This window comes from Amycolatopsis acidicola, assembly GCF_007713735.2.
In the GTDB taxonomy this organism is placed as follows: Bacteria; Actinomycetota; Actinomycetes; order Mycobacteriales; family Pseudonocardiaceae; genus Amycolatopsis_E; species Amycolatopsis_E acidicola.
In genome coordinates, this window is the sequence record NZ_VMNW02000116.1 from 1 (window position 1) to 22747 (window position 22747).

At 70.2% G+C, this 22747-nt stretch carries 22 protein-coding genes; 12 read left to right on the forward strand and 10 right to left on the reverse strand.

Translation table 11 applies throughout. From position 1 onward, the window contains the following. Positions 1–156: 156 nt before the first annotated feature. Genes FPZ12_RS40925 through FPZ12_RS40960 form a run of 8 tightly spaced genes read right to left on the reverse strand, consistent with a single transcriptional unit; the run spans position 157 to position 7425 of the window. A complete protein-coding gene (locus FPZ12_RS40925) occupies positions 157–996 on the reverse strand; it encodes a fumarylacetoacetate hydrolase family protein (RefSeq protein WP_144761598.1) in 840 nt (279 codons plus the stop codon). A gap of 12 nt (positions 997–1008) precedes the next feature. Beyond that, the gene (locus FPZ12_RS40930; protein ID WP_144761600.1) at positions 1009–1788 is read right to left on the reverse strand and encodes an SDR family oxidoreductase; all 780 of its coding nucleotides are present in this window, start codon (positions 1786–1788) and stop codon (positions 1009–1011) included. 15 nt (positions 1789–1803) lie between these two features. Continuing rightward, positions 1804–2796, reverse strand: a complete 993-nt coding sequence (locus FPZ12_RS40935) for an amidohydrolase family protein (protein WP_144761602.1) — start codon at positions 2794–2796, stop codon at positions 1804–1806. 4 nt (positions 2797–2800) lie between these two features. Beyond that, positions 2801–3733, reverse strand: a complete 933-nt coding sequence (locus FPZ12_RS40940; protein WP_144761605.1) for a VOC family protein — start codon at positions 3731–3733, stop codon at positions 2801–2803. Between the two features lie 11 nt (positions 3734–3744). Further along, complete coding sequence (locus tag FPZ12_RS40945) at positions 3745–4596, reverse strand: substrate-binding domain-containing protein (protein WP_144761608.1); 852 nt, start codon at positions 4594–4596, stop codon at positions 3745–3747. Further along, positions 4593–5516, reverse strand: a complete 924-nt coding sequence (locus FPZ12_RS40950) for an ABC transporter substrate-binding protein (RefSeq protein WP_144761615.1) — start codon at positions 5514–5516, stop codon at positions 4593–4595. The genes FPZ12_RS40945 and FPZ12_RS40950 overlap by 4 nt, the downstream gene beginning before the upstream one ends. After that, the gene (locus tag FPZ12_RS40955) at positions 5513–6373 is read right to left on the reverse strand and encodes an HpcH/HpaI aldolase family protein (RefSeq protein ID WP_144761618.1); all 861 of its coding nucleotides are present in this window, start codon (positions 6371–6373) and stop codon (positions 5513–5515) included. Before FPZ12_RS40955 ends, FPZ12_RS40950 begins: the two co-directional genes overlap by 4 nt. A gap of 11 nt (positions 6374–6384) precedes the next feature. Further along, positions 6385–7425 (reverse strand): WD40/YVTN/BNR-like repeat-containing protein, encoded by a 1041-nt coding sequence (locus FPZ12_RS40960; protein WP_166463073.1) that lies wholly within the window; start codon positions 7423–7425, stop codon positions 6385–6387. 256 nt (positions 7426–7681) lie between these two features. On the opposite strand from FPZ12_RS40960, the gene FPZ12_RS40965 reads away from it, so the two are divergent. The 5 genes from FPZ12_RS40965 (at position 7682) to FPZ12_RS40985 (ending at position 13681) form a co-directional block, all read left to right on the forward strand. After that, positions 7682–8344 carry a GntR family transcriptional regulator gene (locus tag FPZ12_RS40965; protein WP_144761624.1) on the forward strand — a complete coding sequence of 221 codons (663 nt, stop codon included), beginning with the start codon at positions 7682–7684 and terminating at the stop codon, positions 8342–8344. Between the two features lie 174 nt (positions 8345–8518). Further along, positions 8519–9943, forward strand: coding sequence for an MFS transporter (locus tag FPZ12_RS40970; RefSeq protein ID WP_243770286.1), 1425 nt, complete (start codon positions 8519–8521; stop codon positions 9941–9943). Next, positions 9940–10986 (forward strand): NAD(P)-dependent alcohol dehydrogenase, encoded by a 1047-nt coding sequence (locus FPZ12_RS40975; protein WP_144759415.1) that lies wholly within the window; start codon positions 9940–9942, stop codon positions 10984–10986. The genes FPZ12_RS40970 and FPZ12_RS40975 overlap by 4 nt, the downstream gene beginning before the upstream one ends. 335 nt (positions 10987–11321) lie before the next feature. Continuing rightward, positions 11322–12293 carry a 5-dehydro-4-deoxyglucarate dehydratase gene (locus FPZ12_RS40980; protein WP_144759418.1) on the forward strand — a complete coding sequence of 324 codons (972 nt, stop codon included), beginning with the start codon at positions 11322–11324 and terminating at the stop codon, positions 12291–12293. Continuing rightward, complete coding sequence (locus tag FPZ12_RS40985) at positions 12290–13681, forward strand: sugar porter family MFS transporter (RefSeq protein WP_144759421.1); 1392 nt, start codon at positions 12290–12292, stop codon at positions 13679–13681. The genes FPZ12_RS40980 and FPZ12_RS40985 overlap by 4 nt, the downstream gene beginning before the upstream one ends. A gap of 42 nt (positions 13682–13723) precedes the next feature. On the opposite strand, the gene FPZ12_RS40990 is transcribed toward FPZ12_RS40985, so the two are convergent. Next, positions 13724–14131: a VOC family protein gene (locus FPZ12_RS40990; RefSeq protein ID WP_144759424.1), complete on the reverse strand. Its 408-nt coding sequence runs from the start codon at positions 14129–14131 to the stop codon at positions 13724–13726. Positions 14132–14215: 84 nt separating this feature from the next. On the opposite strand from FPZ12_RS40990, the gene FPZ12_RS40995 reads away from it, so the two are divergent. From FPZ12_RS40995 to FPZ12_RS41005, 3 genes are all read left to right on the forward strand, one after another. After that, positions 14216–15046 carry an IclR family transcriptional regulator gene (locus FPZ12_RS40995; RefSeq protein WP_144759427.1) on the forward strand — a complete coding sequence of 277 codons (831 nt, stop codon included), beginning with the start codon at positions 14216–14218 and terminating at the stop codon, positions 15044–15046. 561 nt (positions 15047–15607) lie between these two features. Further along, the gene (locus FPZ12_RS41000) at positions 15608–17122 is read left to right on the forward strand and encodes a sugar transferase (RefSeq protein ID WP_144759430.1); all 1515 of its coding nucleotides are present in this window, start codon (positions 15608–15610) and stop codon (positions 17120–17122) included. Between the two features lie 19 nt (positions 17123–17141). Continuing rightward, entirely contained in the window at positions 17142–17792 is a 651-nt protein-coding gene (locus FPZ12_RS41005) for a PIG-L deacetylase family protein (RefSeq protein WP_144759433.1), read from the forward strand. Here the strand turns inward: FPZ12_RS41005 and FPZ12_RS41010 are convergent. Then, the gene (locus FPZ12_RS41010) at positions 17773–18324 is read right to left on the reverse strand and encodes a dTDP-4-dehydrorhamnose 3,5-epimerase family protein (protein ID WP_144759435.1); all 552 of its coding nucleotides are present in this window, start codon (positions 18322–18324) and stop codon (positions 17773–17775) included. The two genes, FPZ12_RS41005 and FPZ12_RS41010, sit on opposite strands and share 20 nt — an antisense overlap. Positions 18325–18372: 48 nt before the next feature. Here FPZ12_RS41010 and FPZ12_RS41015 point away from each other — a divergent pair, with 48 nt between their 5' ends. The 4 genes from FPZ12_RS41015 to FPZ12_RS41030 all read left to right on the forward strand — a co-directional run bounded on the left by FPZ12_RS41015 (position 18373) and on the right by FPZ12_RS41030 (position 22705). After that, positions 18373–19452 (forward strand): class I SAM-dependent methyltransferase, encoded by a 1080-nt coding sequence (locus FPZ12_RS41015; protein ID WP_144759438.1) that lies wholly within the window; start codon positions 18373–18375, stop codon positions 19450–19452. A 180-nt stretch (positions 19453–19632) separates the two neighbouring features. Continuing rightward, positions 19633–20898: a class I SAM-dependent methyltransferase gene (locus FPZ12_RS41020; protein ID WP_144759443.1), complete on the forward strand. Its 1266-nt coding sequence runs from the start codon at positions 19633–19635 to the stop codon at positions 20896–20898. After that, a complete protein-coding gene (locus tag FPZ12_RS41025) occupies positions 20895–21689 on the forward strand; it encodes a glycosyltransferase family protein (RefSeq protein WP_144759446.1) in 795 nt (264 codons plus the stop codon). The genes FPZ12_RS41020 and FPZ12_RS41025 overlap by 4 nt, the downstream gene beginning before the upstream one ends. Continuing rightward, the gene (locus FPZ12_RS41030) at positions 21686–22705 is read left to right on the forward strand and encodes an NAD-dependent epimerase/dehydratase family protein (protein ID WP_144759449.1); all 1020 of its coding nucleotides are present in this window, start codon (positions 21686–21688) and stop codon (positions 22703–22705) included. The genes FPZ12_RS41025 and FPZ12_RS41030 overlap by 4 nt, the downstream gene beginning before the upstream one ends. Positions 22706–22747 lie beyond the last annotated feature (42 nt).

Below are 22747 nucleotides of genomic sequence, written 5' to 3' on the forward strand. Positions count from 1 at the left end.
TCCCAGAACTCCAGCATGCTGCCGACGCCGACGAGGGCCAGCAGGGTCTTCTGATGCCCGGACAACCGGGTCTGACTCTCATACGGGCTGCGGCCCGCCAGTGCCTCTGACATGAAATCGTCCCTTCGAGTGCCACGTTGCCCCCTGGGATGAAGCTCAGTCCCGCCCTACCCGGTTGCGCAGGACGCCCACGCCCTCGATCGCCACCTCGCACATGTCGCCCTCGCGCAGGAAAACCGGTGGCTTGCGGGAGAAACCGACCCCGCTGGGCGTGCCGGTGGCGAGGATGTCGCCCGGGTACAGCGGCGCGATCGACGAGACGTATTCGATGAACCGAGGGATCTTGTGCACCATGCTGCCCGCCCGGTCGTCCTGCATCACCTCGCCGTTGACGGTCGTGGTGATGCGCAGCGAGTCCACATCGGACACTTCGTCCGCGGTGGTGATCCACGGGCCGATCGCGCCGCTGCGCAGGAAGTTCTTGCCAGGCGTGATCTGCCGCGTGTGGAACTGCCAGTCGCGCACGCTGCCCTCGTTCATGACCGTGTACCCGGCGACGTGCGCGAACGCCTCGGCGGCCGGGATCCGGAAGCCCGGTTTCCCGATCACCACGGCGAGTTCGCCCTCGAAGTCGTACTGCTCGCTCACCCCCGGATGCCGCAGCGGCTGCTCGTGCCCGGTCAGCGAGTCGCGGGCGCGGGCGAACAACGCCGGCTGCTTGGGCAGTTCCTGCACGCGCCCGGCGGCCTGCACCTCGTCGTGGTGCTCGGGGTAGTTGAGCGCGAGGCACCAGATGTGCACGGGATCGTCGATGGGCGGCAGGTAGGTGATCTCGCCGAGGGAGTAGTCGGGCTGGTCGTGGATCTCGGGGGCGTCTCCGGCGAGCAGGTCCTTCAACGACGCGAACCCGGTCCGCTTGCCGAGGTCGGCGACCCCGCCGCCGGTGACGGCGCCGAACGTCTTCCGGCCGTCCACGGAGAAAGTCAGATACCGCAAGGGTTTTCCTTCCTAGACGAGCCCGGCGTAGGAGCCGCCGTCGAGTTGGAGGTTCTGCCCGGACAGGTAGCCGGCCTGGGCGCTGCACAGGAACGCGCACGCGTCGCCGAACTCCGCCGGGTCGCCGAGCCGCTTCGCCGCGATGGTGGCGGCGATGCGCTGCCTGGCCTCCTCGATGGAGATACCGTCCCTGCTGGACATCCGCTCCGCCATGTACTTCTGGCGGTCGGTGTCGAAGCGCTCGGGCAGCAGGTTGTTGATGGTCACGTTGTCGATCACGCTGTCGCGCTGCACCGACTTGCTCAGCGCGGTGAGCCCGGCGCGCACGGCGGCGGAGAGCCCCATCGTCGCGCTGGGCGATTTCACCATCGCCGAGGTGATGTTGACGATGCGGCCGAACCGGCGGGCGCGCATGCCCGGCACGTAGGCCTTGATCAGGAAGATCGGGGCGAGCATGTTGCCCTCGACGGCCGCCAGCCAGTCCGCCCGGCTCCAGTCGGCGATCTTGCCCGGCTCCGGCCCGGCGTTGTTGTTCACCAGGATGTCCGGATCCGGTACGGCGTCGACGATCGTGGCCCGCCCCGCCTCGGTGTTCAGGTCGGCCACGAGCACGTCCGGGCGTTTCCCGGTGAGGGTTTCGATGCCCGCCGCCGCGGCGTCCAGCGCCTCGGCGTGCCGGCCGTTCAGGTAGACGCGGGCGCCTTCGCGGGCCAGCGACGTGGCGCAGGCGAGGCCGAGTCCGCGGGAGGAGGCGCAGACGAGCGCCGTCTTCCCGGTGATGCCCAGATCCATGGGGGTTCCTCCCGTTCAGGCGGCGAGCCGCGGGTAGATCGTGAAGTGGTTGCCGGAGAACACGTCCTGGCGCTGTGCGTCGGACAGGTGCGGGGTGGCGAGGACGTAGCGTTTCGTGTCGTCGTAGCGGTGCCCGGTCTCGGGGTCGATGCCCTTGACGGCGCCGATGTTCTCCGAGCCGAACACGAGGTTGCGGTGCGGGACGACGGCGGTGAGCACGTCGAGCCCCGCCTGGTGGTACACGCAGGTGTCGAAGTACACGTTCCGCAGCACGCCTTCGTCCAGTGTGGACAGACCCATGTCCTGCGCCAGCCCGCGGTAACGGCCCCAGTGGTACGGCACCGCGCCGCCGCCGTGCGGGATCACGAACCGCAGCGACGGGAACCGCTCGAACAGCTCCGGCGCCAGCAGCAGCTGCATGAACACGGAGGTGTCGCCGTTGAGGTAGTGCGCGCCGACGTGGTGGAAGTTCGGGTTGCCGGACGCGCTCACGTGGATCATCGCGGGCACGTCGAGCTCGCACATCTTCTCGTACAGCGGGTAGTACACCGGGTCCGTGACCGGCGGATCGGTCCAGTAGCCGCCGGACGGGTCGGGGTTGAGGTTGCAGCCGACGAAGCCGAGTTCGGTGACGCAGCGCTCGAGTTCCTTCACCGAGGCCGAAAGGTCGGTGCCGGGGGACTGGGGCAGCTGGCAGACCGCGGCGAAGTTGTCCGGGTACAGCTCGCGCACGCGGTGGATGACGTCGTTGGCGACGACCGACCATTCCGCGCTCTGCTCCGGGGTGCCGAGGTGGTGGCCCATCTGCCCGGCGATGGGGGAGAACAGGGTCTTGTCCACGCCGCGCTCGCGCTGTTCGGCGAGCTGGCGGGCCTCCAGCACCTCGCGCAGCTCGTCGTCGGTGATGGTGGTGGCCAGTGGCTGGGCTTCGCCGTCGAGCTGGCGGCGCCGCCACTCGTGCAGCTTCTTCGGCACCGTCGTGAAATGCCCGTGGCAGTCGATGATCATGGGGCTACTCCTGGAAGGTGACGAGGGGGGTGGCCTGCTCGACGAAGCGACGCGGGGGTTTCTCACCGGTGTCGTAGCTCATGCCCTCGCCGATGAGGATGCGGTTGAAGGCGCTTTCGGCGTTGAGCCGTTCGGCCGAGATCCAGTGTTCGTGCATCTGGCCGTCCGGGCTCATCCAGTAGTTGAAGATCTGGCTGCCCAGCGCGTGCCTGCCGATGCCTCGCACATGGTCGCGCCCGGCGGCGGTCATGTGGTCGTAGCCGAAGAAGATGTCGTCCACGCCCTCGACCTCGAAGGACACGTGGTGCATCCCGGTCTTCCGGCCGCGCAGCAGGAACACGACGTGGTGGTCGACCAGTTCCTCGCCGAGGTCGACCCGGTCGAACTGGCCGAGCACGCCCCCGTCGTCGCCGAGGAACAGCTCGTCGCTCGGGATCACGCCGAGGGTGTGCTGGTACCACTCGATGAGGCGCGCCAGCTGACCGGTCATGAACGCGGTGTGGGCGATGCGCACCACCCGCGCCGGGCCGAGGGTGCGGCTTTCCCCGTCCGGCGGGCGGATCAGCGTGCGCGGCGGCAGCGGTTCGGCGGTCTCGCGGCCGGCGACCAGTTCGATGGTCAGACCGTCCGGAGTGGACAGTCGCACCCGTTTGCCGCCGCCGGGGCCGTCGAGCGGTTCGACCGGGCCGGCGCCCGGCAGCGCGGCGAGATCGGCGAGCCGGTCCGGCTCGGTCACCTGGTAGCCGAAGCTGATCGTGCCGGGCTCGCCGAGCTCGGTGACGTGCAGGTACGGGGCGTCGCCGGTGCCGCGCATGTAGAGCCGCCGCTCGTCGCGGCCCGCGAGGATCATCCCGAAGTCTTCGAGGAACGCCTGCATCCGGTCGAGGTCCGGGGCGCTCAGCCGGACGTGGGACATACCCGAGATCAAAGAGGACACTGCTTTTCCCTTCACCCCGCGAGCGCGGCGCGGGCCGCGCCGTAGAGTTCTTCGACGTCGTAACGTTTCCTGATGAGCTGCTGCTCGTGCGCGTACCGGACGCCGAGCTCCAGCGCCGGGCGCAGCTCGCCGAACCCGGAGCGTTCCGGTTCCCCTGCCACGGCACGGCTTTCCCGCAGCATCCGGAAGACCTCGCGCACCGTTTCGGCGTCCTCGGCCACCTCTCGCCGGATCGCGACCATGTGGTTGATCGGCACGACCCCGGTCCGCTGTTCCCAGGCGGCCGCGGCGGCCTGGGGTGCCGGGATCAGGGGCCGGATATCGTCGCCGGTGATCCCGCTTCCCGCGATGATCGCGTCGGCTTTTCCGGTGCGCAGCAAGTCTTCCAGCGAGCCATCGGAGGACCGGGTGACCCAGGCGGGGTCCTCGTACTCCTCGACGTGCGCGCCCTCCTGCGTCAGCCAGCGGACGTCCCGCACGTTCACGCCGTACTCGTCGGCGAGGATCCCGCGTACCCACGTGGGCGTGGTCTGCGAGTACGACCGCATCGCGACGGTCTTGCCGGGCAACTGCTCCGCGGTGAGCACAGAGCCCGCGCGGCACAGGATGCTCTTGTGGTGGTGCCCGCCGTTCATCGCGAAAGGCAGCAGCACCAGCGGTTTCCCGGCGTCGTAGGCGACCAGGAAGGTCATCAGGGCCAGCTCGGTCACGTCGTAGGCCAGCTCCCGCACGGCCGCCTTGAAACCGCGCTGCGCGACCTCGACCGGGGCGAAGTCCAGCTCCACCGCCGAGGACGTGACGGTGTGCTCTTTGAGGGCCCGGGTCCTGGGATAGGTGCCCGTCATGGCGGTCAGCCGTTTCACACGCTTTCCTTCCGTGGGTCGGGGAAGACCTGGTCGATCGGGGGCCGGTCCGGGATCAGGCCCTGCTCGTGGGCGTAGCGGACGAGCGCGACGAGCGAGTCGGCGTTCTCCGCCAGCCCGTAGGGCAGCGGGTCGCCGACGATCGCGGCCAGCTTCCGGTAGCGCCGGTCCTCCGGCCCGTCGGCCTCGCCCGAGCGGATGCGGGCGAGGTAGTTCTCCTTGGCCTGGCCGAAAGCCTCGAACAACGCGCCCGGCAGCTCGGGATGCGCGCGGAGGACTTCGTCACGGACGACGATCACGCCGTGCAGGGGATAGATTCCCGTCCTGGCGAACCAGTCCCGTTCGCGCTTCTCGGCGTCGGGCACCACGTCGGTGAGCCCCTCCGCGTCGCCCGCACCGGCGAGCCCCGCGAAGGCGGCGTCCAGTTTGCCGTCGCGCAGGAGGTCGGCGAGCGGGCGGTCCGCTCGATGGACGTTGGCGGGCAGGCCGAACGCCCGCACGTTCTCGTGCTCCTGGGTCAGCCAGGTGATCTTGCCCGGGTCCACGCCGTACTCCTCGGCGTGGATACCGCGCGTCCACACGGCGGCCGTGACGGCGTACGCGCGCACCCCGACCCGTTTGCCCTCAAGGTCTTTCGGGCCCGTGATGCCCGGCCGCGCCAGCACCCCGGCGTGCCGGAAACGCCGCGTCATCGGGATCGGCAGCGCCGTGATCGGAGCCCCGGCGGCAACCGCCATCAGGTAGGACGTCGGGGCCATTTCGCAGACGTCGTAGGGCTGGCTGCGGGCCATCTCGCGATAGGCGTCGGGCATCCGCTTCACCTCGGTGAACTTCAGCTCGAACCCCGGCACCCGCACGGTTCCCTCGCGCAGGTCGCGCACCTGGCCGTGCGGCCCCAGCACGATCGACAGGGCCGTCATCGCGCGGTCCCGGTCAGCCGGCGGCCCTCGCTCAGCGCGGAGAAGTCGCGGCGGGGGAACGTCATCAGGAACCGGTAGCCCTCGTCGAGCACCCGGGCGACGTTCTTCTCGTTGACGTGCGGATGCCCCACCGGGACGCCGAACGCCTTGCCGACCTTGAGCACGTGGTCCATCAGCCGCAGCAGTTCCGGGTTGTCGTATTCGCGCGGGCAGCCCAGCTGCTGGGTCAGATCGCCTTCGCCGATGAGCAGCGCGCCGATCCCGGGGACCTGCTTGAGGATGTCCTCCAGGTTGTCGATCGCGGTGGTGTCCTCGATCATCAGCACCACGATCGTTTCGCCGTCGGGGTCGAGCGGCCAGACGTCGGCCTTGCGGTAGTACTCCTGCTGCGTCAGCCCCCAGTAGCGGGCGGCGGCCATCGGCGCGTCCCCGCGCAACCCGGCCGGTTCGTACCGCGGCGTGCCGGGCAGGCTCGGGTACCGGCACGCGGCGACGGCGTTGTAGGCCTCCTCCGGGGTGCTGATACGCGGCCAGACGATCCCGTAGGCGCCCAGGTCCAGCGCCTGCTTCGCGAACCACTGGTTCAGCTCGCTGCCGCTCGGCGGGATCCGCACGAGCGGGGTCATCGGGCAGGCGTTCGATCCGGCTCGCGCGATGTCCTTGCGCAGCAACAGGAACTGCATCGCCTCCCGCAGCGCGCGGATGTCCCACGGGTTGTGCTCCAGCTCGAACACCACCCCGTCGTTGTCCGACTGCGCGAACGCGACCGCGTTCTCGACCTCCGCCTGGATGAACGAGGTGAAGCAGACACCCGGCCCGGTGGTCAGCGCGCGGATGACGCCGTTGAGTCGTTCCATGACCTGCCCTTTCAGAGGATCGCGCCGCAGAAGGCGTCACCGGCGTCGGCGGGCAGCTGCAACTCGGTCCACGTCTCCGCACCGTCCACAGTGGAGAAGACCTGGCCGTGCCTGGTGACCGCGACGAGCCCGCCGGGATCGGAGACATGCGTGCCGAAACCCATCACGGTGCTCTTCGCGTTCTCCGGCGGGCCGGCGCGGTGCCAGGTGACCCCGAGGTCGGGGGAGCGGAACAGCGCGCCCGCGTCGCTCCGCGACGAGATGCTGAAGCACGCGAAGAGGCTGCGCGGGTTCCCGGCGACGACCCGGCAGTCGCGCGTGTAGTTGAACGGCGCCTGCTTCCCGACTTCCAGGTCCTGGAACGACTTCCCGCGGTCGGTGGTCTTGAAGATGCCCAGCCGGCAGATGTAGAAGACCGCGTCCGGTTCGGCGGGCGTCGTGCACACCGAATGCCCGTCGAACATGCCCTCGGTGTCGTCGTCGGTCAGCTCGGTGTTCTTCAGCGCGGGCAACGCGGCGAGCTTCGACAGGCCCTCGATCTCGGGCCGCCAGCTCTCGCCGCCGTCCTCGCTGACGAAGAAGCCGTTGATCTCCGACGCGGCGTAAAGGATCGCGGGATCGGTGGGGTGGAAGGCGATCCGCATGACCCGCGAGCCGCCGAAGGAGATCTCGTACCGCTCGGGATGCGTCGCCCCGCACTTCTTCCAGGTCTCGCCGCCGTCGTCGCTGCGATGGAACCCGACCGGCGCCGTCCCGGCGAACAGCACGTCCGGATCGTGCGGACTGACCACAATGGACCAGAACTGCACCTGCTCCTCGGTCACCTCCAGCCGGTGCCAGCTCGTGCCCGCGTCGGTGGAGCGGTACACGCCTTTGCGGGTCGCGGCGTAGACCACGTTGTCCCGCAAGGGATGTGGCGTGATCGCCTGCACGCCGTTCTCCGCGGGCAGGTCCGTCACGACCTCCCAGTCGCCGCCGGGGGCGTGCCGGTACAGCGCGCCGACGGCGCCGGGGCGCGTCACGGCCGTGCCGGCGAACAGCAGTTCTCGCATCGGGTTCTCCTCTGTTCTCGCGCATGGAAAAGCCACGCGGGCAGTGGTGAAGGACGGAGGAAGAAACAGGGCGGGGAACGGCAGCGCACGCGACCACCTCCCGGGCCTCGCCGGCGGCCTCCGCGCCACCGGCAAGAAGGACCGTAAGTGAACGCCGACGAAAATGTCAACGATTTCGTCGGCATCTATCGTCGACGAAATATCTGGCATAATCGCCAGCGATGAACCAGCAGACTCGGACGGGCAGGGGGAGCCGGTGAGCGTGGACAGCCAGCTCAAGCGCGGCAAGGACGCCAGGACGGTGGCGGTGGAAGGGCTGCGCGGCGCGATCCTGCGCGGCGACATGGTACCTGGTCAGCGGCTGATCGAGCCCGAGTTGGTGGAGATGCTCGGGGTGACGCGGGCCAGCGTCCGCGCGGCGATCGACGACCTCGTGGCCGACGGGCTCGCCGAGCGGATCCACAACCGCGGCGCCCGGGTGCGGAAGGTGTCGATCCCGCAGGCGGTCGAGATCATGGAGTGCCGGAAGGCGCTGGAGGCGCTCATCGCGGCGAAGGCCGCGGAACGGGCGGGCCCGGACGACATCGCGCGCCTGCGCCAGCTCGGCGGGCAGCTGAAGACCGCGGTGCGGGACGGCGAGATGGCGAAATACTCGGCGCTGCACGACGAACTGCACACCCTGCTGGCCGAGATCTCCGGGCAGACCACGGCCGCCGGGCTGATCGGGAGGCTGAACGCGCAGATCGTGCGGCACCAGTTCCAGCTCGCGCAGCGCACCGACTGGCCGAAGGTCTCACTCGGCGAACACCTGGCGATCATCGACGCCGTCGCGGCCGGGGACCCGGCCGCCGCCGACCGCGCGATGCACGAGCACCTGTCGACGGTGATCGTGGCACTGGAGTCGGTGAAACCCGGCTGAGCCGGAGTGCCGGCCGGCGGTGTTCCTGACGCTGGAGGGTGAAGCCCGGCTGAGCCCCAGCGTCCCCTCCAGATGCTCGCCCCATTCCGTCGATATGTACGATGCACATCGTGTGCACGGTGCACATTGAGGGGAAACGAGAGCGGGGCGGGCGTGCGGGCACGGGGTGCGGGAGTGCTGATCGGCGTCCTCGCGGGCGCCGGGATCATGGTGTCGCTCATGCAGACCCTCGTGGTCCCGCTGGTGCCGAGCCTCCCGCGGCTGCTGCACACCACCTCGGCGGGCGCGTCGTGGGTCGTCACGGCCACGCTCCTCACGGCGGCGGTGACCACGCCCGTGCTCGGCCGCCTCGGCGACATGTTCGGCAAACGCCGGATCATGCTGGCGTGCGCGGGATCCGTGGCCGTGGGCTCGGTCGTCTGCGCGCTGAGTTCCACGCTCGCCCCGGTGATCATCGGGCGCGCGCTGCAGGGCGCCGGGATCGCGCTGATCCCGCTCGGCATCAGCCTGATGCGTGACGTCGTGCCGGGCGACCGGCTGGGTTCGGGGCTGGCGTTCATGAGTTCCTCGCTCGGCGTCGGCGGCGCGCTCGGGCTGCCCGCGTCCGCGGCGATCGCCGAGGCGTTCGGCTGGCACGCTCTCTTTTGGACGGCCGCCGGTCTCGCCGCCGTGTTCGCGCTGCTGATCCGGTCCGTCGTGCCGGAGTCGTCCGTGCAGGTGCCCGGCCGGATCGACGTCGTCGGCGTGCTCGGTCTCGCCGCCGGGCTCGCGGCCTACCTGCTCGGGGTGTCCAAGGGCGGCGAATGGGGCTGGGGGAGCGCGACGACGCTCAGCATGTTCGCGATCGCCGTCGTCGTGCTGCTGGCGTGGGGCTGGTGGGAGCTGCGCGTGCAGTCCCCGGTGCTGGACCTGCGGACCAGCGCGCGCCGCCCGGTGCTGTTCACCAACCTGACCGGGGTCGGCGTCGGGCTGGCGATGTACGCGATGAACCTCCTTTCGCCCCAACTGCTGCAGCTGCCCGAAGAAACCGGATACGGCCTGCATTTCGGCCTGCTGGAAGCCGGCCTGTGGATGGTGCCCGCGGGCCTCGTCATGATGGCGCTGTCCCAGGTCGCCGCCAGGATGACCGCCGCGCGGGGCGCGAAGTTCTCGCTGCTGACCGGAATCGGCATCATCGCCGCCGGCAACGCCCTCGCCCAGGCTGTGCTCGGCCACGCGTGGGGCGTGCTCCTGTTCACCGTTTCGGTCAGCGCCGGGGTGGCCTTCGCGTACGCCGCGATGCCGACGTTGATCATGCAGTCGGTCGACCCCACCCAGACCGCCGCCGCCAACGGGCTCAACACGCTTTCCCGTTCCCTGGGCACTTCCACGGCGAGCGCGATCATCGGCGCCGTTCTCGGCCAGCTCACGGTGACCATCGGCGGAGTGGGCTACCCGTCCGAGACCGGCGTCCGGGTCACGCTCGCGATCGGCGTCGGCGCGGCCCTGCTGGCCTTCGCGGTCGGCAGCCTCATTCCCCGCCCGCTGACAGGCGGGACGGCGCGGAGCGAGGCACACTCTCCCCGGGAGAAAAACCGAGACAGGGGAGTCGCGCGATGAAGGCTTTGCAGCTGCGGCAATGGAAATCCGATCCGGTGCTCGTCGACGTGCCGAAGCCGGAACCCGGGCCGGGCCAGGTGGTCGTCCGGATCGGGGGAGCGGGCGCCTGCCATTCCGACATCCACGTGATGCACGAGTTCGAGCCCGGCCAGATGCCGTGGCGGCTGCCGTTCACCCTCGGGCACGAGAACGCGGGCTGGGTGGACTCCGTCGGCGCGGGCGTCACCGGGCTGGAGCCCGGGCAGGCGGTCGCGGTGTACGGGCCGTGGGGCTGCGGGGCGTGTCCGCGCTGTTTGCTGGGTATCGAAACCTACTGCGAGAACCCGGCCGCCGCGCCGGTGCCGGCCGGCGGGGGCGGGCTGGGCCTCGACGGCGGGATGGCCGAGTATCTGCTCGTGCCCGCCGCCCGCCATGTCGTGCCGCTGCCAGACGGGCTCGAGCCCGCCGTCGCGGCCCCGCTGACCGACGCGGCTCTGACTCCCTACCACGCGGTGCGCCGGTCCTGGCCGAAACTCGCGCCGGGTAACACCGCCGTGGTGATCGGCATCGGCGGCCTCGGGCACCTGGCGGTGCAGATCCTCAAGGCCACCACCGCGGCGCGGGTGATCGCCGTGGACAGCAGGCAGGAGGCGCTCGACGTGGCGACCTCGCACGGCGCGGACCTCACGCTGCTGTCCGGCGAGCAGACCGCGAACGACATCCGCGACGCCACCGGCGGCCGCGGCGCCGACGCCGTTTTCGACTGTGTGGGCGCGGAAAAGACCATCGCGCTGGGCCTCGCCGCCGGCCGGATGATGGGCGACTTCACGATCATCGGCATCGGCGGCGGCACCGCGCCCGTCGGGTTCTTCTCGGTGCCGTACGAGTATTCCGTGCAGACCACGTACTGGGGCAGCAGGCCCGAGCTGGTGGAGGTGCTCGACCTGGCCGCGCGCGGGCTGATCCGCGCGGAGACCACGATCTTCTCCCTCGACGACGCCGTCGAGGCCTACCACCGCCTGGAAAAGGGACAACTGACCGGCCGCGCCGTCATCGTGCCCTGACCGAACCCTTACCGCGCGGCGTGTTTGCCGCTCCCGCGGGCGTGTTTGCCGCTCAGGTCAGTGTGCTGGCCGTTCCCGTCCGCGTGTTGGCCGTCGACCGACGCCGTCGCGCGATGATGCCGTGCCGTACGGCGGACCGGTCCGCCGTACGGCATCCGGCCGCCGCTGGTGGGCCGTTCGCGAATGCCGTCCCGGCGGGGAAAAACGCCACCCGTTGACTTGTGACTGCAGTCACCTTTACCATCCGCGAGAGGTGTTCGCATTCATGAACAAGTGCGGAATAGAGGCACTGTTCAGATATGTGAACAACGGGTACCCGAGAAAGCGGAGGCTCGATGGCGTCGCCCCGGTTGAGACTCGACGGCCTGCTGGCCTTCCCCCTGACCCCCTTCACCGACGACCTCGCGCTGAACCTCGACGCCTTCGCCGAGCACGTGGACAGCCACGTCGCCGCCGGAGCCGCCGCGCTGTTCATCGCCTGCGGCACCGGCGAGTTCTCGTCGCTGGCCCCGGACGAGCTGGCCGCCCTCCTGCGCACCGCGCGGGAAACCGTCGCCGGCCGCGTTCCGGTGTGGGTCGGCGCGGGAGGGGGCGCGGCGACAGCGCGCGCGGGAATCGCCGCGGCACAAGAAGGCGGCGCGGACGGCGTGCTGCTTCTGCCGCCGTATCTGGTTTCCGGCCCGCCCAGCGGGTTGCTCGACCACGTGCGCTTCGCGATCGGCGAGACCTCGATCCCGGTGATCGTCTACCACCGCTCGCCGGGCGTCTTCACCGCGGCGTCCGCGCGCTCGCTGCTGGAGATCCCTTCGGTGGCCGGGCTCAAGGACGGCTACGGCGACGTCGACCTGATGACCCGCATCGTCACCTCGATCCGCTCCGCGGGCACCACCCGGGATTTCTTGTTCTTCAACGGTTTGCCGACCGCGGAGGTCTCGGCGCAGGCGTACTCCGCGATCGGCGTCTCGCGTTATTCCTCGGCCGTGCACTGCTTCGCGCCGGAGATCGCGCACCGGTTCCACCGCGCGCTGGCCGATGGCGAGCAGGCCGTGATGGACGCCTTGCTCGAAGGCTTCTACCTCCCGTTCGTCGCGCTGCGAGACGAGACACCGGGCTTCGCCGTCTCGCTCGTGAAAGCCGCGGCCCGGTTGCGCGGCGCCAAAGTGGGCCCGGTGCGGCCCCCGCTGGGCGAGCCGTCGCGGGCCCAGCTCGCGCGGCTGGAAGAGATCGTCGACCACGGATTCGCCGTGCTCGAGGAAATCCAGGACCCGTCCCCAACGGCAGAAAGCAGAGAGGCGGCTCGGCAATGACGGCGTCAGCGCCTTCCCGGCGGAACATCAGCAGAACCACCCTGTACTTCTTCGGCGCACTCGGCGGCATCCTGTTCGGCTACGACCTCGGGGTGATCTCCGGGGTCCTGCCGTTCATCACGAAACTGTGGTCGTTGTCCAGCTGGGACAAGGGCATCATCACCGCCAGCATCTCCGTCGGCGCGGTCATCGGCGCGATCTTCTCCCCGCGCGTGAACGAGGCGATGGGGCGGCGGCGCACCATCATGGCCGCCGCGGTGATCGTCGTGATCGGCACGCTCGCGGCGACGTTCTCGCCGAGCTTCGAGGTGCTCGTGATCTCGCGGCTGATCATCGGCGTCGGGATCGGCTTCTCCTCGTCCACCGTGCCCACCTACCTTTCGGAGCTGGCACCCGCGCGGCTGCGCGGCGCGATGGGCGCGCTGAACCAGATCTTCATCGTGCTCGGCATCCTGATCGCGTTCCTCGTCAGCTACGGGCTGGGCTCGTCGTCGAACTGGCGGCTCATGTTCGCCGGCGCGATCGTGCCCGCGGTGATCCTGTTCTTCGGCCTGATCCTGCTGCCGGAAACCCCGCGCTGGCTGCTCAAACACCAGCGCGAGGAAGAGGCGCGCGCGGTGCTCGTCAGCTCGCACGGCAGCACCGACGTCGAGGACGAGCTGGCCAGCATCCGCGAGGTGATCCGGCTCGACACCGAGCAGAAGGGCCGCATCCGCGACCTGTGGGCGCCCTGGGTGCGCCCGATGCTGTTCGTCGCCGTGCTGCTCGCCGTCGGCCAGCAGTTCAGCGGGGTCAACGCGGTCAACGCCTACTTCCCGACGATGCTGATCGGCCTCGGCTTCGCCACCCAGGCCGCGCTGCTCTCGGGTGTGCTGCTGGGCGTCACGAAGTTCCTGTTCACCGCGTGGGTGGTGTTCGTCGTCGACCGGTGGGGCCGCAAACCGCTGCTGCTGATCGGCAACGTGATCATGGTGCTGACCCTCGTCGGTGCCGCGCTGTCCGTATACAACGTGCATGACACCGCCACGCTCGGCGTGCTGATGCTCGTGATGATGGTGCTGTACCTGGTCGGCTACGAGCTGGGCTGGGGCGCCGTGGTGTGGGTGATGATGTCCGAGGTCTTCCCGCTGCGCGAACGCGCCGCCGGGATGGGCGTCGCCAGCGTCGTGCTGTGGGCGGCGACCGGCATCATCACCGCGGTCTTCCCGATCATGTCGGACAAGAACGCGCTCGGGCTCGGCGGTTCGATGCTCGTCTTCGCCGGGGTCAACGTGGTGCTGTTCGCGCTGACCAAGTGGCTGGTGCCCGAGACCAAGGGCCGCAGCCTCGAACAGATCGAGATGGACCTCCGCGCCCGCACCCCGCTACGGGGCAGCGCGAAGGTGTGACCGGCAAGGGAGGCGGCGGTGGCCCGGCCATCGCCGCCTTTCCTATGCCCGGCTGGGGACTTCCTGCACCAGCCAGCCGTTCCCGTCGGGATCCTGGAACGAGAAGTACGTGCCGAAGTCCCGGCGCTGCGGGTCGTGCCCCGGCTGCTGCCCGTTTTCGCCGAAGTGGAAGACCTCGCTGACTTCGGCGCCCCGCCCCGTCAGCTCCGCGCGGGCCGCGTCGATGTCGGACACCACCAGGTGCAGCCCGTCCACCGAGCCGGCGGCCTCCTCGTTGCGCATCAGCGTGACCGAGCAGGCCGAGCCCGGCGGGGTCAGCTGCACCACGCGGAACGACTCGCCCGCGCTGTAGTCGACGTCCAGGGTGAACCCGGCTTTCCCGGTGTAGAAAGCCTTCGCGCGGTCGACGTCGCCGACCGGCAGCACGACGACCTCCAGTTTCCAGTCCATCCGGCCCATCCTTCCCCTGCCGCGCGGCCGCGTGAAGCGGTAATATCCGAAACACTCACTCTGTCTACTGAAACGAGGTGAGTCGTGCCCGCGGAACGCAGCCAGGAACCCGACGACGCCCGCGGCGAGGGGGGCTTCGGCGAAGACCGTGACTACTCCCTGCGCGCCGTCGACCGGGTCTGCGCGATCCTCGATCTGCTGCAGCAGTCGGTGGACGGCATCAGCCTCAACACCGTAGTCGAAGCCACCGGGATGCCGAAATCCTCGGCGTACCGGTATCTGTGGACACTGGAGCAGCATCGCTACGTGGAGCGCGACGAGGAGACCGGGCTGTGCAGACTGGGGCTCGGGTTCCTCGGCATGCAGTCGCGGCATCTGGAGCTGCTGCGCGAATGCGCCCGCCCGTGGCTGGAGAAGCTGCGTGACGAGTTCGGCGAGACGGCGAACCTCGGCGTGCTCGACAGTGACCGGATCATCTACGTGGACATCATCGAAAGCCGCCGCGGGGTGCGGCTCGCGGCGTCGCGCGGGGACAGGGATCCCTTGCACGCCACGGCACTCGGCAAGGCGATCGCCGCGCATCTCGCCGAGGACAGGGTGCGGGACGTGCTGGCCCGCTGCGGGATGCCGCGCCGCAGCGCGAACACGATCACCTCGGTCGAGGCGTACCTCGCGGAGCTCGACAACGTGCGCAGTCTCGGCTACGCGGTGGACAACCTGGAGAACGAGGCCGACGGCCGCTGCGTCGCGGTTCCCTTGCTGGGCACCAGTATCCCGGCCGCGATCAGCCTGAGCGCGCCCGCCGCGCGGTTCCCGGCCAAGGACGTCGGCAAGGCGGCGAAGGCCTTGCTCGACGTGGCCACGCAGATCATCTCGCGCCCGCGGCCCCACACCGCCGACGGCGACGTGGCCTGAAGATTCCCTTCGCTGTCACCGCCCCGGCTTCGCGGGCGGTGACGCGCGGTGTCCGCACGGGGGAGGAGGAAGGGGAACCCCGGCGTCCTGGGAGGGCGGTGCGCACGCCGGGGTTCCGGACGGCCGGGGTGTGGTAGTCAATGGCTGAAGAAGCACACGACCCGGTGTCCTGACGGCGAATCGCTTCGGCCGACAGGGTTTATCGTCACGGCTGGCGCCGCCCGGCACAATGCTCCATTCGGGTGGGAATGAAACGCCGGTTTCAGTTTTGTCGACTCGCGCGCGGCGGTCACTCATTTACTGGCTACCTTGCGTAGTTGTCGGTCGCTTCGTCACGACGGGGTCAGCGTGGCCGGTCCGTGACCTCGCTCGCGCCCTCGTGCCGCGCTATTGCCGGGATGCCAGGTGATTGCGCTGTAACACGGCCGCGAAACCGACCGATTCCACGGCAGATGCGATCGCGCGGACGGGAGCGGCAGCAGCCGCCCGCCGATCACTCAGGGTAGTTTCGCGGCGTGTCCGGGGCGCGCCGGTTCCCGCAACCGGACGGGTGGAGGTCGGATGGAAGAGCCGGTGCGCAAGCCCTTTCCCGGCGGCGAGGCCTTACTGGGCCTGGATCTGCGGCGGCTGCCCGCGCCGAAACGGGCGCTGCACGCGGTCGGGCCGGACGGCAAGGCGCCGCCCCGGGCGTCTTCCACGGCCTGGGAACAGAAGTACCGCGCGTGGGTGATCGGCTGCGACGTCTTCGCGACGCTGCTGGTGATCGGCGCCGCCGCGCTGATCATCCTGGACGTCACCGGGCGGCCGTATTTCTGGCACGCTTCCGGGACCGCCGCGGCGATCCTGTGCACGCTCCCGCTGAACCGCGCGTGGAGCAGGCACGTGCTCGGCGAGGGCGCGGAGGAGTTCCGGCGCCTTGGCCGCGGGCTGGTGATGGCCGCCGTGCTCGTCGCGATGGCGGGGCTGGTGTTCGGCGCGCTCGACGTGCAGCCGTGGGTGTTCCTGGCCGTGCCGCTGGTCGGCCTGATCGCCCTGCCGCAGCGGTACGCGCTGCGCCGGATCCTGCACCACGCCCGCAACTTCAACGGCACCTGCATGCTGCCGGTGATGGCGGCCGGTGACCCGGACACGGTGCGGGACCTGATCGACCGCACCCGCGCGGACGCGCACGTGGGCTGGCGGGTCGAGGCGGTGTGCACCGCGAGCGGCGCGGGGGAGGTCGGCGGGATCCCGGTGGCCGGGCGGCTGCACGAGGTCGCCGATCAGGTGCGGCGCGGCGGTTATCGCGTCGTGGCCGTGACGGCGGATCCGTACTGGACGCCGCGCCGGCTGCAGCAGCTGGCCTGGGATCTCGAAGGCACGGGCGCGGATCTCGTGGTGGCGCCGGTGCTGATGGAGGTCGCCGGGCCGCGGCTGAACGTCTCCGGGGTGCTCGGGATGCCGCTGCTGCGGGTGAGCGCGCCCGCGTTCACCGGGGGCCGCCGGATGATCAAGGAGGCCTTCGACCGCACCGTCGCGGCGGCGGGGATCGCCCTGATTTCCCCGGTCCTGCTGACGATCGCGCTGCTGATCAAGCTCGGCGACGGCGGCCCGGTGTTCTACCGGCAGCGCCGGATCGGCCGTGACGGGCGCTCCTTCCTGATGATCAAGTTCCGCAGCATGGTCGTGGACGCCGACAAGGTCCGGAGCGAGCTGCTCTCGGCGAACGAGGGCGCCGGCCCGCTGTTCAAGATGCGCCGGGACCCGCGCGTCACCAGGATCGGGATGATCCTGCGCCGGTACTCGCTCGACGAGCTGCCGCAGCTGTTCAACGTGCTGTCCGGCACGATGTCGCTCGTCGGCCCGCGCCCGCCGCTGCCGGAGGAGACCGAGGGCTACGACGGCGCCGCGCAACGGCGGCTGCTGGTGAAGCCGGGGATCACCGGGCTGTGGCAGGTCAGCGGGCGCAGCGATCTCAGCTGGGCGGAAAGCGTGCGCCTCGACCTGCGCTACGTCGAGGACTGGTCGCTGGCCCTGGACATGACGATCCTGTGGAAGACGGCGCGCGCGGTCGTCGGCGGGCGCGGCGCTTACTGACGCCCGCTAACGTACCGGGGTGCTTTCCTTGCAGATCCCCGGAATCCGGCAGGTCGCGCTCCTCGGCGCGCACTGCGACGACCTGGCCATCGGCGCGGGCGGAAGCCTGCTGACCCTGTGCGCGGCGCGCCCCGGCCTGAGCGTGCACGCCCTCGTGCTGTCCGGCGGCGGCACGGTGCGCGAGGAGGAAGAACGTGCCGCGCTGGCCGATTTCTGCGCTCCCGCGAACCTGGAGATCACCGTCCTCGGGCTGCCGGACGGCCGGATGCCCGCGCACTGGGACGCGGTGAAGGACGCCGTCATCGCGCTGCGCGGCAGGCTCGACGCCGATCTCGTGCTCGCCCCGCACCGCCGTGATCTGCACCAGGATCACCGGCTGCTCGCCGAGATCGTGCCGACCGTGTTCCGTGATCAGCTCGTGCTCGGGTACGAGATCCTCAAATGGGACGGGGACCTCGCGCAGCCATCGGTGTACCAGCCGCTCGACGAGGAAACCGCGCTGCGCAAGGCGGAACTGCTCGGCAAGCACTACCCGTCGCAGCACGGGAAGGACTGGTACACCGAGGAATCCTTCCTCGCGCTGGCCCGGCTGCGCGGCGTGCAGCAGCACACCCGCTACGCGGAGGCATTCCACGTCGAGAAGCTGGCGCTCACGCTCGGCCGAGGCTGACGAGCAGCTCCCGCCACGACGGCGCCGCGGCGTCCCGCGCGCTGACGAGGCTCACCGGCAGCGGCCACTCGATGGCCAGGTCCGGGTCGGCATGGTGCACGGCGATGTCCTCGCCCGGATCGTGCGGCCGGTCGATCCGGTAGCACACGTCGGCCGTCTCGGTCAGCGCCTGGAAGCCGTGCAGCATGCCGGGCGGGATGTACAGGTGCGCGAACTCGACGTCGTCGAGGCGGAACTCCAGGCGGCGGCCGAAGGTCGGCGAGTCCGGGCGGATGTCGACGATCGTGTCGAGCACCGCGCCGTGCGCGCACCGGACGAGCTTCGCTTCGCCGCGGCCCGCGCGGCCGTGCATCCCGCGCACCACACCCCGGTGTGAGCGAGACTGCGAATCCTGTGCCAGCGCCCCGAGTTCGACGCCGTGCTCCGCCGCGATCGCGGCGTCGAAGGTCCGGGTGAACAGCCCGCGGTAGTCGTGATGCGGCCGCGGGGTGAACACGACCACGCCCGCGAGCTCCGTTTCCGTTACGCGCACTACTAAGTTGCTCCTTGTCCGTCCGTGCCTGTCCCGAGGGGAACCCCCGTGCCATCCTGCCGCGCCTGTGGATCGACCGCCGGGGACCTCGTCCTCGATCTCGGCGAGCAGCCGCCCTGTGACCTCTTCCCGGCGGCCGCCGATCCCGGCCCGGATCCGCTGTTCCCGCTGCGGATGTGGTTGTGCGGCCAGTGTTCCCTGGCACAGCTGCTCGAAGATCCGGGCACCCGCGAAGAGCCGGCGGGGGTCGAGCCGAAGGCGCTGACCGATCAGGCGGCGCACGCGGTGCGCGTGCTGCGCGACGCCGGCGTGGTCCGGCCCGGTGCGACGGTCATCGAGTTCGGCAGCCCGCACGGCGGCTCGTGGCTGCCACTGCTGCGCGCCGAGGGCATGGTCGACGCGGCGCCAGGGGAGCCCGCCGACGTGGTGCTCGACTGCTTCGGCCTGATGCACGAGGCGGACCAGCGGGCGGCGATGGCCGGGCGCGCGGAGCGACTCGCGCCCGGCGGCGTGCTGCTGATGCAGTACCACTCGCTGGCGTCGATCCTCGCCGGAAAACAGTGGAATGCGTTGCGGCACGGGCATTTCGCCTACTACTCCACCCCGGCCGCGATTACGCTCGCCGCGTCCGCCGGGCTCCGGCCGGGCCGCAGCTGGACGTTCCCGCTCTACGGCGGGACCGTCCTGCTCGAACTCGGGCGCGACCTCACGCCCGCGCAGGCCACCGAAGAGCGCGTCCGCGCGGAGCGGGCGGCCGGGGTCGCCGACGCTGCCGTCGTGGGCGGGCTGGGTCGCGAAGCGGAAGCGGGCGGAGCGCGTTTACGGGAATTGCTGACTGATCGGGCGAAGGCCGGAAAACGGGTGATCGGGTATGGCGCGGCCTCTCGCGCGGTGGTGCTGCTGTGGAGCGCGGAAATCGATATCGATCTGTTGCCCGTGATAGTGGACGCGTCACCCGCCAAACAGGGCCGCCGGATGCCCGCCACCCGCATTCCGGTGGAAACTCCCCGGTTACTGGCCGGATCGCCGCCGGACGCGGTGCTGCTGTTCGTCCCCGATCTGCTGCCCGAGGTCCGCGCCGCGCACCCGGCGCTCGGCCGGCCTGGTTGCGAGTGGATCACGGTTTGATCACCCGCGCAGGTCAGGTGACCTTCGGTGGACCAGTGATCACGCTGGGCTGTGACAATCGGCCGTTGGATGTGCCTCACTCACCCAGTTGCGCGTAACGCAGACGGGTGAGACCCCTATAGTCACGGTGACGCAGAGCGTCGAGAACCTGACCGAGACGACTGGGGAGAAACCGCGACCATGCCGAGCGAGGACCACGGGGGCTGCCGGCTGTGCGGAGCGCGGGACCTGGCGAGCGTGGTGGACCTCGGCGCGAGCCCGCCGTGTGAGTCGTTCCTTTCCGCGGCCGCGCTCGAGGCCCCGGAAATGACTTTTCCGCTGCACCTCCGGGTGTGCCCGGAATGCTTTCTGGTGCAGTTGCCGCCGCTGATCGACCCGGCCGAGACCTTCACCGAATACGCCTATTTCTCGTCATTTTCACACTCGTGGCTCGAGCACGCGGAAAGGTTCACCGCCGGCGCGGTCGAGCGGCTCGGGCTGGACGGCGACTCGTTCGTCGTCGAGGTCGCCAGCAACGACGGCTACCTGTTGCGGAACGTGGTCGCCCGCGGCCTGCGCTGCCTGGGCATCGAGCCTTCGGTCAACGTCGGCGAGGCCGCGCGCGAGGCGGGGGTGCCGACGCTGACAGCGTTCCTGGACGAGGACACCGGCGCGGCGGTGCGCCACGAGCACGGGCGCGCCGATCTGGTGGTGGCCAACAACGTTTACGCGCACATCCCGGACATACTCGGCTTCACCGCGGGCCTGCGCGCGCTGGTGGCCGACGACGGCTGGGTCTCGATCGAGGTGCAGCATCTGCTCAGCCTGATCGAATCCACCCAGTACGACACGATCTACCACGAGCATTTCCAGTACTACACCGTCGCCACCGCGCGGCGGGCGCTCGCGACGTCGGGCCTGACGGTGGTCGACGTCGAGCGTCTGCCCACGCACGGCGGGTCGATCCGGCTGTGGGCGCGCCCGGCCGCGGTCGCCGGCGCGCCGAGCGAGCGGATGCTGGAGACGCTCGCGGAGGAGAAAGCCGCCGGGCTGCACGACCTCTCCGGCTACGCCGGGTTCGCGCGGCGCGTCGAAGCGGTGCGGCTGGACCTGCTGGAGTTCCTGATCCAGGCCAAGCGGCGCGGCGAGCGCGTCGTGGGCTATGGCGCTCCCGGCAAGGGAAACACGCTGCTGAACCACTGCGGCATCCGGCCCGATCTCCTTCCGTACACAGTGGACAGAAACCCCTACAAGCACGGCCGCTACACGCCGGGCACGCGGATCCCGATCCTGGCGCCGGACCGGATCGCGCAGGACCGGCCGGACTACGTGCTCGTGCTGCCCTGGAACCTACGTGCCGAGTTGAGCAGCCAGCTCGGGTACCTCGCCGGATGGGGTGGGCGGCTCGTGTTCCCCATTCCCCGGCTGGAAATCGTGACCCCCGAGCGAGAGGTGATCGGAGCATGAAGGTGGTGCTCTTCTGCGGCGGGTACGGGATGCGCATGCGCAACGGCCCCGCCGACGACGTGCCCAAGCCGATGCAGATGGTCGGGCCGCGCCCGCTGCTGTGGCACGTGATGCGGTACTACGCCCACTTCGGGCACACCGACTTCGTGCTCTGCCTCGGCTACGGCGCCCGGCACATCAAGGACTTCTTCCTGTCCTACACCGAAACCGCGTCGAACGACTTCGTGCTGCGCGACGGGAAGGTCGAGCTGCTGTCCACCGACATCAGCGACTGGACGGTCACCTTCGTGCACACCGGGATCGAGTCGAGCATCGGCGAACGGCTGCGCCGCGTGCGCGAGCACGTCGAGGGGGAGGAGATCTTCCTCGCCAACTACGCCGACGTGCTGACCGACGCCCCGCTCGACCACATGATCGGCGCTTTCGCCGCCAGCGAGGCGGGCGCGTCGATGATGGTCGTGCCGCCGCAGTCGACGTTCCACTGCGTCGAGCTGGACGGGCACACCGTGCGTTCGATCAGCTCGGTGAGCCAGCTGCCGGTGTGGGAGAACGCGGGCTTTTTCGCGCTGCGCCAGGAGGTTTTCGACCACCTCCCGGAGAACGGCGACCTCGTCGAGGACGCCTGCGGCACGCTCGCGGAGAAGGGCAAGCTCATCGCCTACCCGTACCGCGGGTTCTGGCAGCCGGCGGACACGTTCAAGGAACGGGCCGCGCTCGACGCCGCCTACGAGAGCGGCGCGCGGCCGTGGATGCTGTGGGAAAAGCCCGCGGCGGTGGGGGCGGGCGCATGAAGGTACTGCTGACCGGGCACCAGGGCTACCTCGGCACCGTGATGGCGCCGGTGCTGCGCGAAGCCGGGCACGAGGTGGCCGGGCTCGATTCCGGGCTGTTCGCCGACTGCGTGCTGGGCCCGCGGCCCGACGATCCGCCCGGCGAACCCGTCGACCTTCGTGACGAAACCGCCGACCGGCTCGCCGGGTTCGACGCCGTCGTGCACCTGGCCGCGCTGTCGAACGATCCGCTGGGCTCGCTCGCGCCGGAGCTGACCTACGCCATCAACCACACCGCGTCGGTTCAGCTGGCGAAGCTCGCCAAGGACGCCGGGGTGCGCCGTTTCCTCTACGCCTCGACGTGCTCGGTGTACGGCGCGGCCGGCGAGGAACTGGTCACCGAGGACGCGCCGCTGCGGCCCGTCACCCCGTACGCGGAGTCGAAGGTCCGCGTCGAGGACGATCTGCACGCGCTCGCCGACTCCGGGTTCAGCCCGGTGTATCTGCGCAATGCCACGGCTTTCGGCTTCTCGCCGCGGCTGCGCGCCGACATCGTGCTCAACAACCTCGTCGGCCACGCCGTGCTCAGCGGTGAGGTGCTGGTGCTCTCCGACGGCACGCCGTGGCGGCCGCTCGTGCACGCGCTCGACATCGCCGCGGCGTTCCGCGAGGCGCTCGCCGCGCCCCGGGAAGCCGTGCACGACAAGGCTTTCAACGTCGGCACGGAGGTCAACAACCTCACCGTGCGGCAGATCGCCGAAGCCGTCGTGGCCGAGGTGCCCGGCTCTAAGCTGAAGATCACCGGCGAGGCCGGCGCCGACCCGCGCTCCTACCGCGTCGACTTCGCCCGGATCCGCGCGGCGCTGCCGGGGTTCGAAGCGAAGTGGACCGTCGCGGCGGGCGCGGCCGAGCTGGCCGACGCTTATGTCCGGTTCGGCCTCACGATGCCGGGCTTCACGGACCACTTCACCCGGCTCGCGTGGCTCAAGGCGCAACGCGGCCGAGAACGGCTCGGAGAAGATCTCCGGCCACAGTGAACCTGCGCCCCGCTCAGGCGTCACAAGGAATATCCCCGCCCC

Bases quoted from the DNA above. Each gene is read 5' to 3' on its own strand.
- FPZ12_RS40930 (WP_144761600.1), bottom strand. From the start codon at position 1,788: ATGGATCTGGGCATCACCGGGAAGACGGCGCTCGTCTGCGCCTCCTCC.
- FPZ12_RS40935 (WP_144761602.1), bottom strand. From the start codon at position 2,796: ATGATCATCGACTGCCACGGGCATTTCACGACGGTGCCGAAGAAGCTG.
- FPZ12_RS40950 (WP_144761615.1), bottom strand. From the start codon at position 5,516: ATGACGGCCCTGTCGATCGTGCTGGGGCCGCACGGCCAGGTGCGCGAC.
- FPZ12_RS40955 (WP_144761618.1), bottom strand. From the start codon at position 6,373: ATGGAACGACTCAACGGCGTCATCCGCGCGCTGACCACCGGGCCGGGT.
- FPZ12_RS40960 (WP_166463073.1), bottom strand. From the start codon at position 7,425: ATGCGAGAACTGCTGTTCGCCGGCACGGCCGTGACGCGCCCCGGCGCC.
- FPZ12_RS40975 (WP_144759415.1), top strand. From the start codon at position 9,940: ATGAAGGCTTTGCAGCTGCGGCAATGGAAATCCGATCCGGTGCTCGTC.
- FPZ12_RS40980 (WP_144759418.1), top strand. From the start codon at position 11,322: ATGGCGTCGCCCCGGTTGAGACTCGACGGCCTGCTGGCCTTCCCCCTG.
- FPZ12_RS40985 (WP_144759421.1), top strand. From the start codon at position 12,290: ATGACGGCGTCAGCGCCTTCCCGGCGGAACATCAGCAGAACCACCCTG.
- FPZ12_RS40990 (WP_144759424.1), bottom strand. From the start codon at position 14,131: ATGGACTGGAAACTGGAGGTCGTCGTGCTGCCGGTCGGCGACGTCGAC.
- FPZ12_RS41000 (WP_144759430.1), top strand. From the start codon at position 15,608: ATGGAAGAGCCGGTGCGCAAGCCCTTTCCCGGCGGCGAGGCCTTACTG.
- FPZ12_RS41020 (WP_144759443.1), top strand. From the start codon at position 19,633: ATGCCGAGCGAGGACCACGGGGGCTGCCGGCTGTGCGGAGCGCGGGAC.
- FPZ12_RS41025 (WP_144759446.1), top strand. From the start codon at position 20,895: ATGAAGGTGGTGCTCTTCTGCGGCGGGTACGGGATGCGCATGCGCAAC.
- FPZ12_RS41030 (WP_144759449.1), top strand. From the start codon at position 21,686: ATGAAGGTACTGCTGACCGGGCACCAGGGCTACCTCGGCACCGTGATG.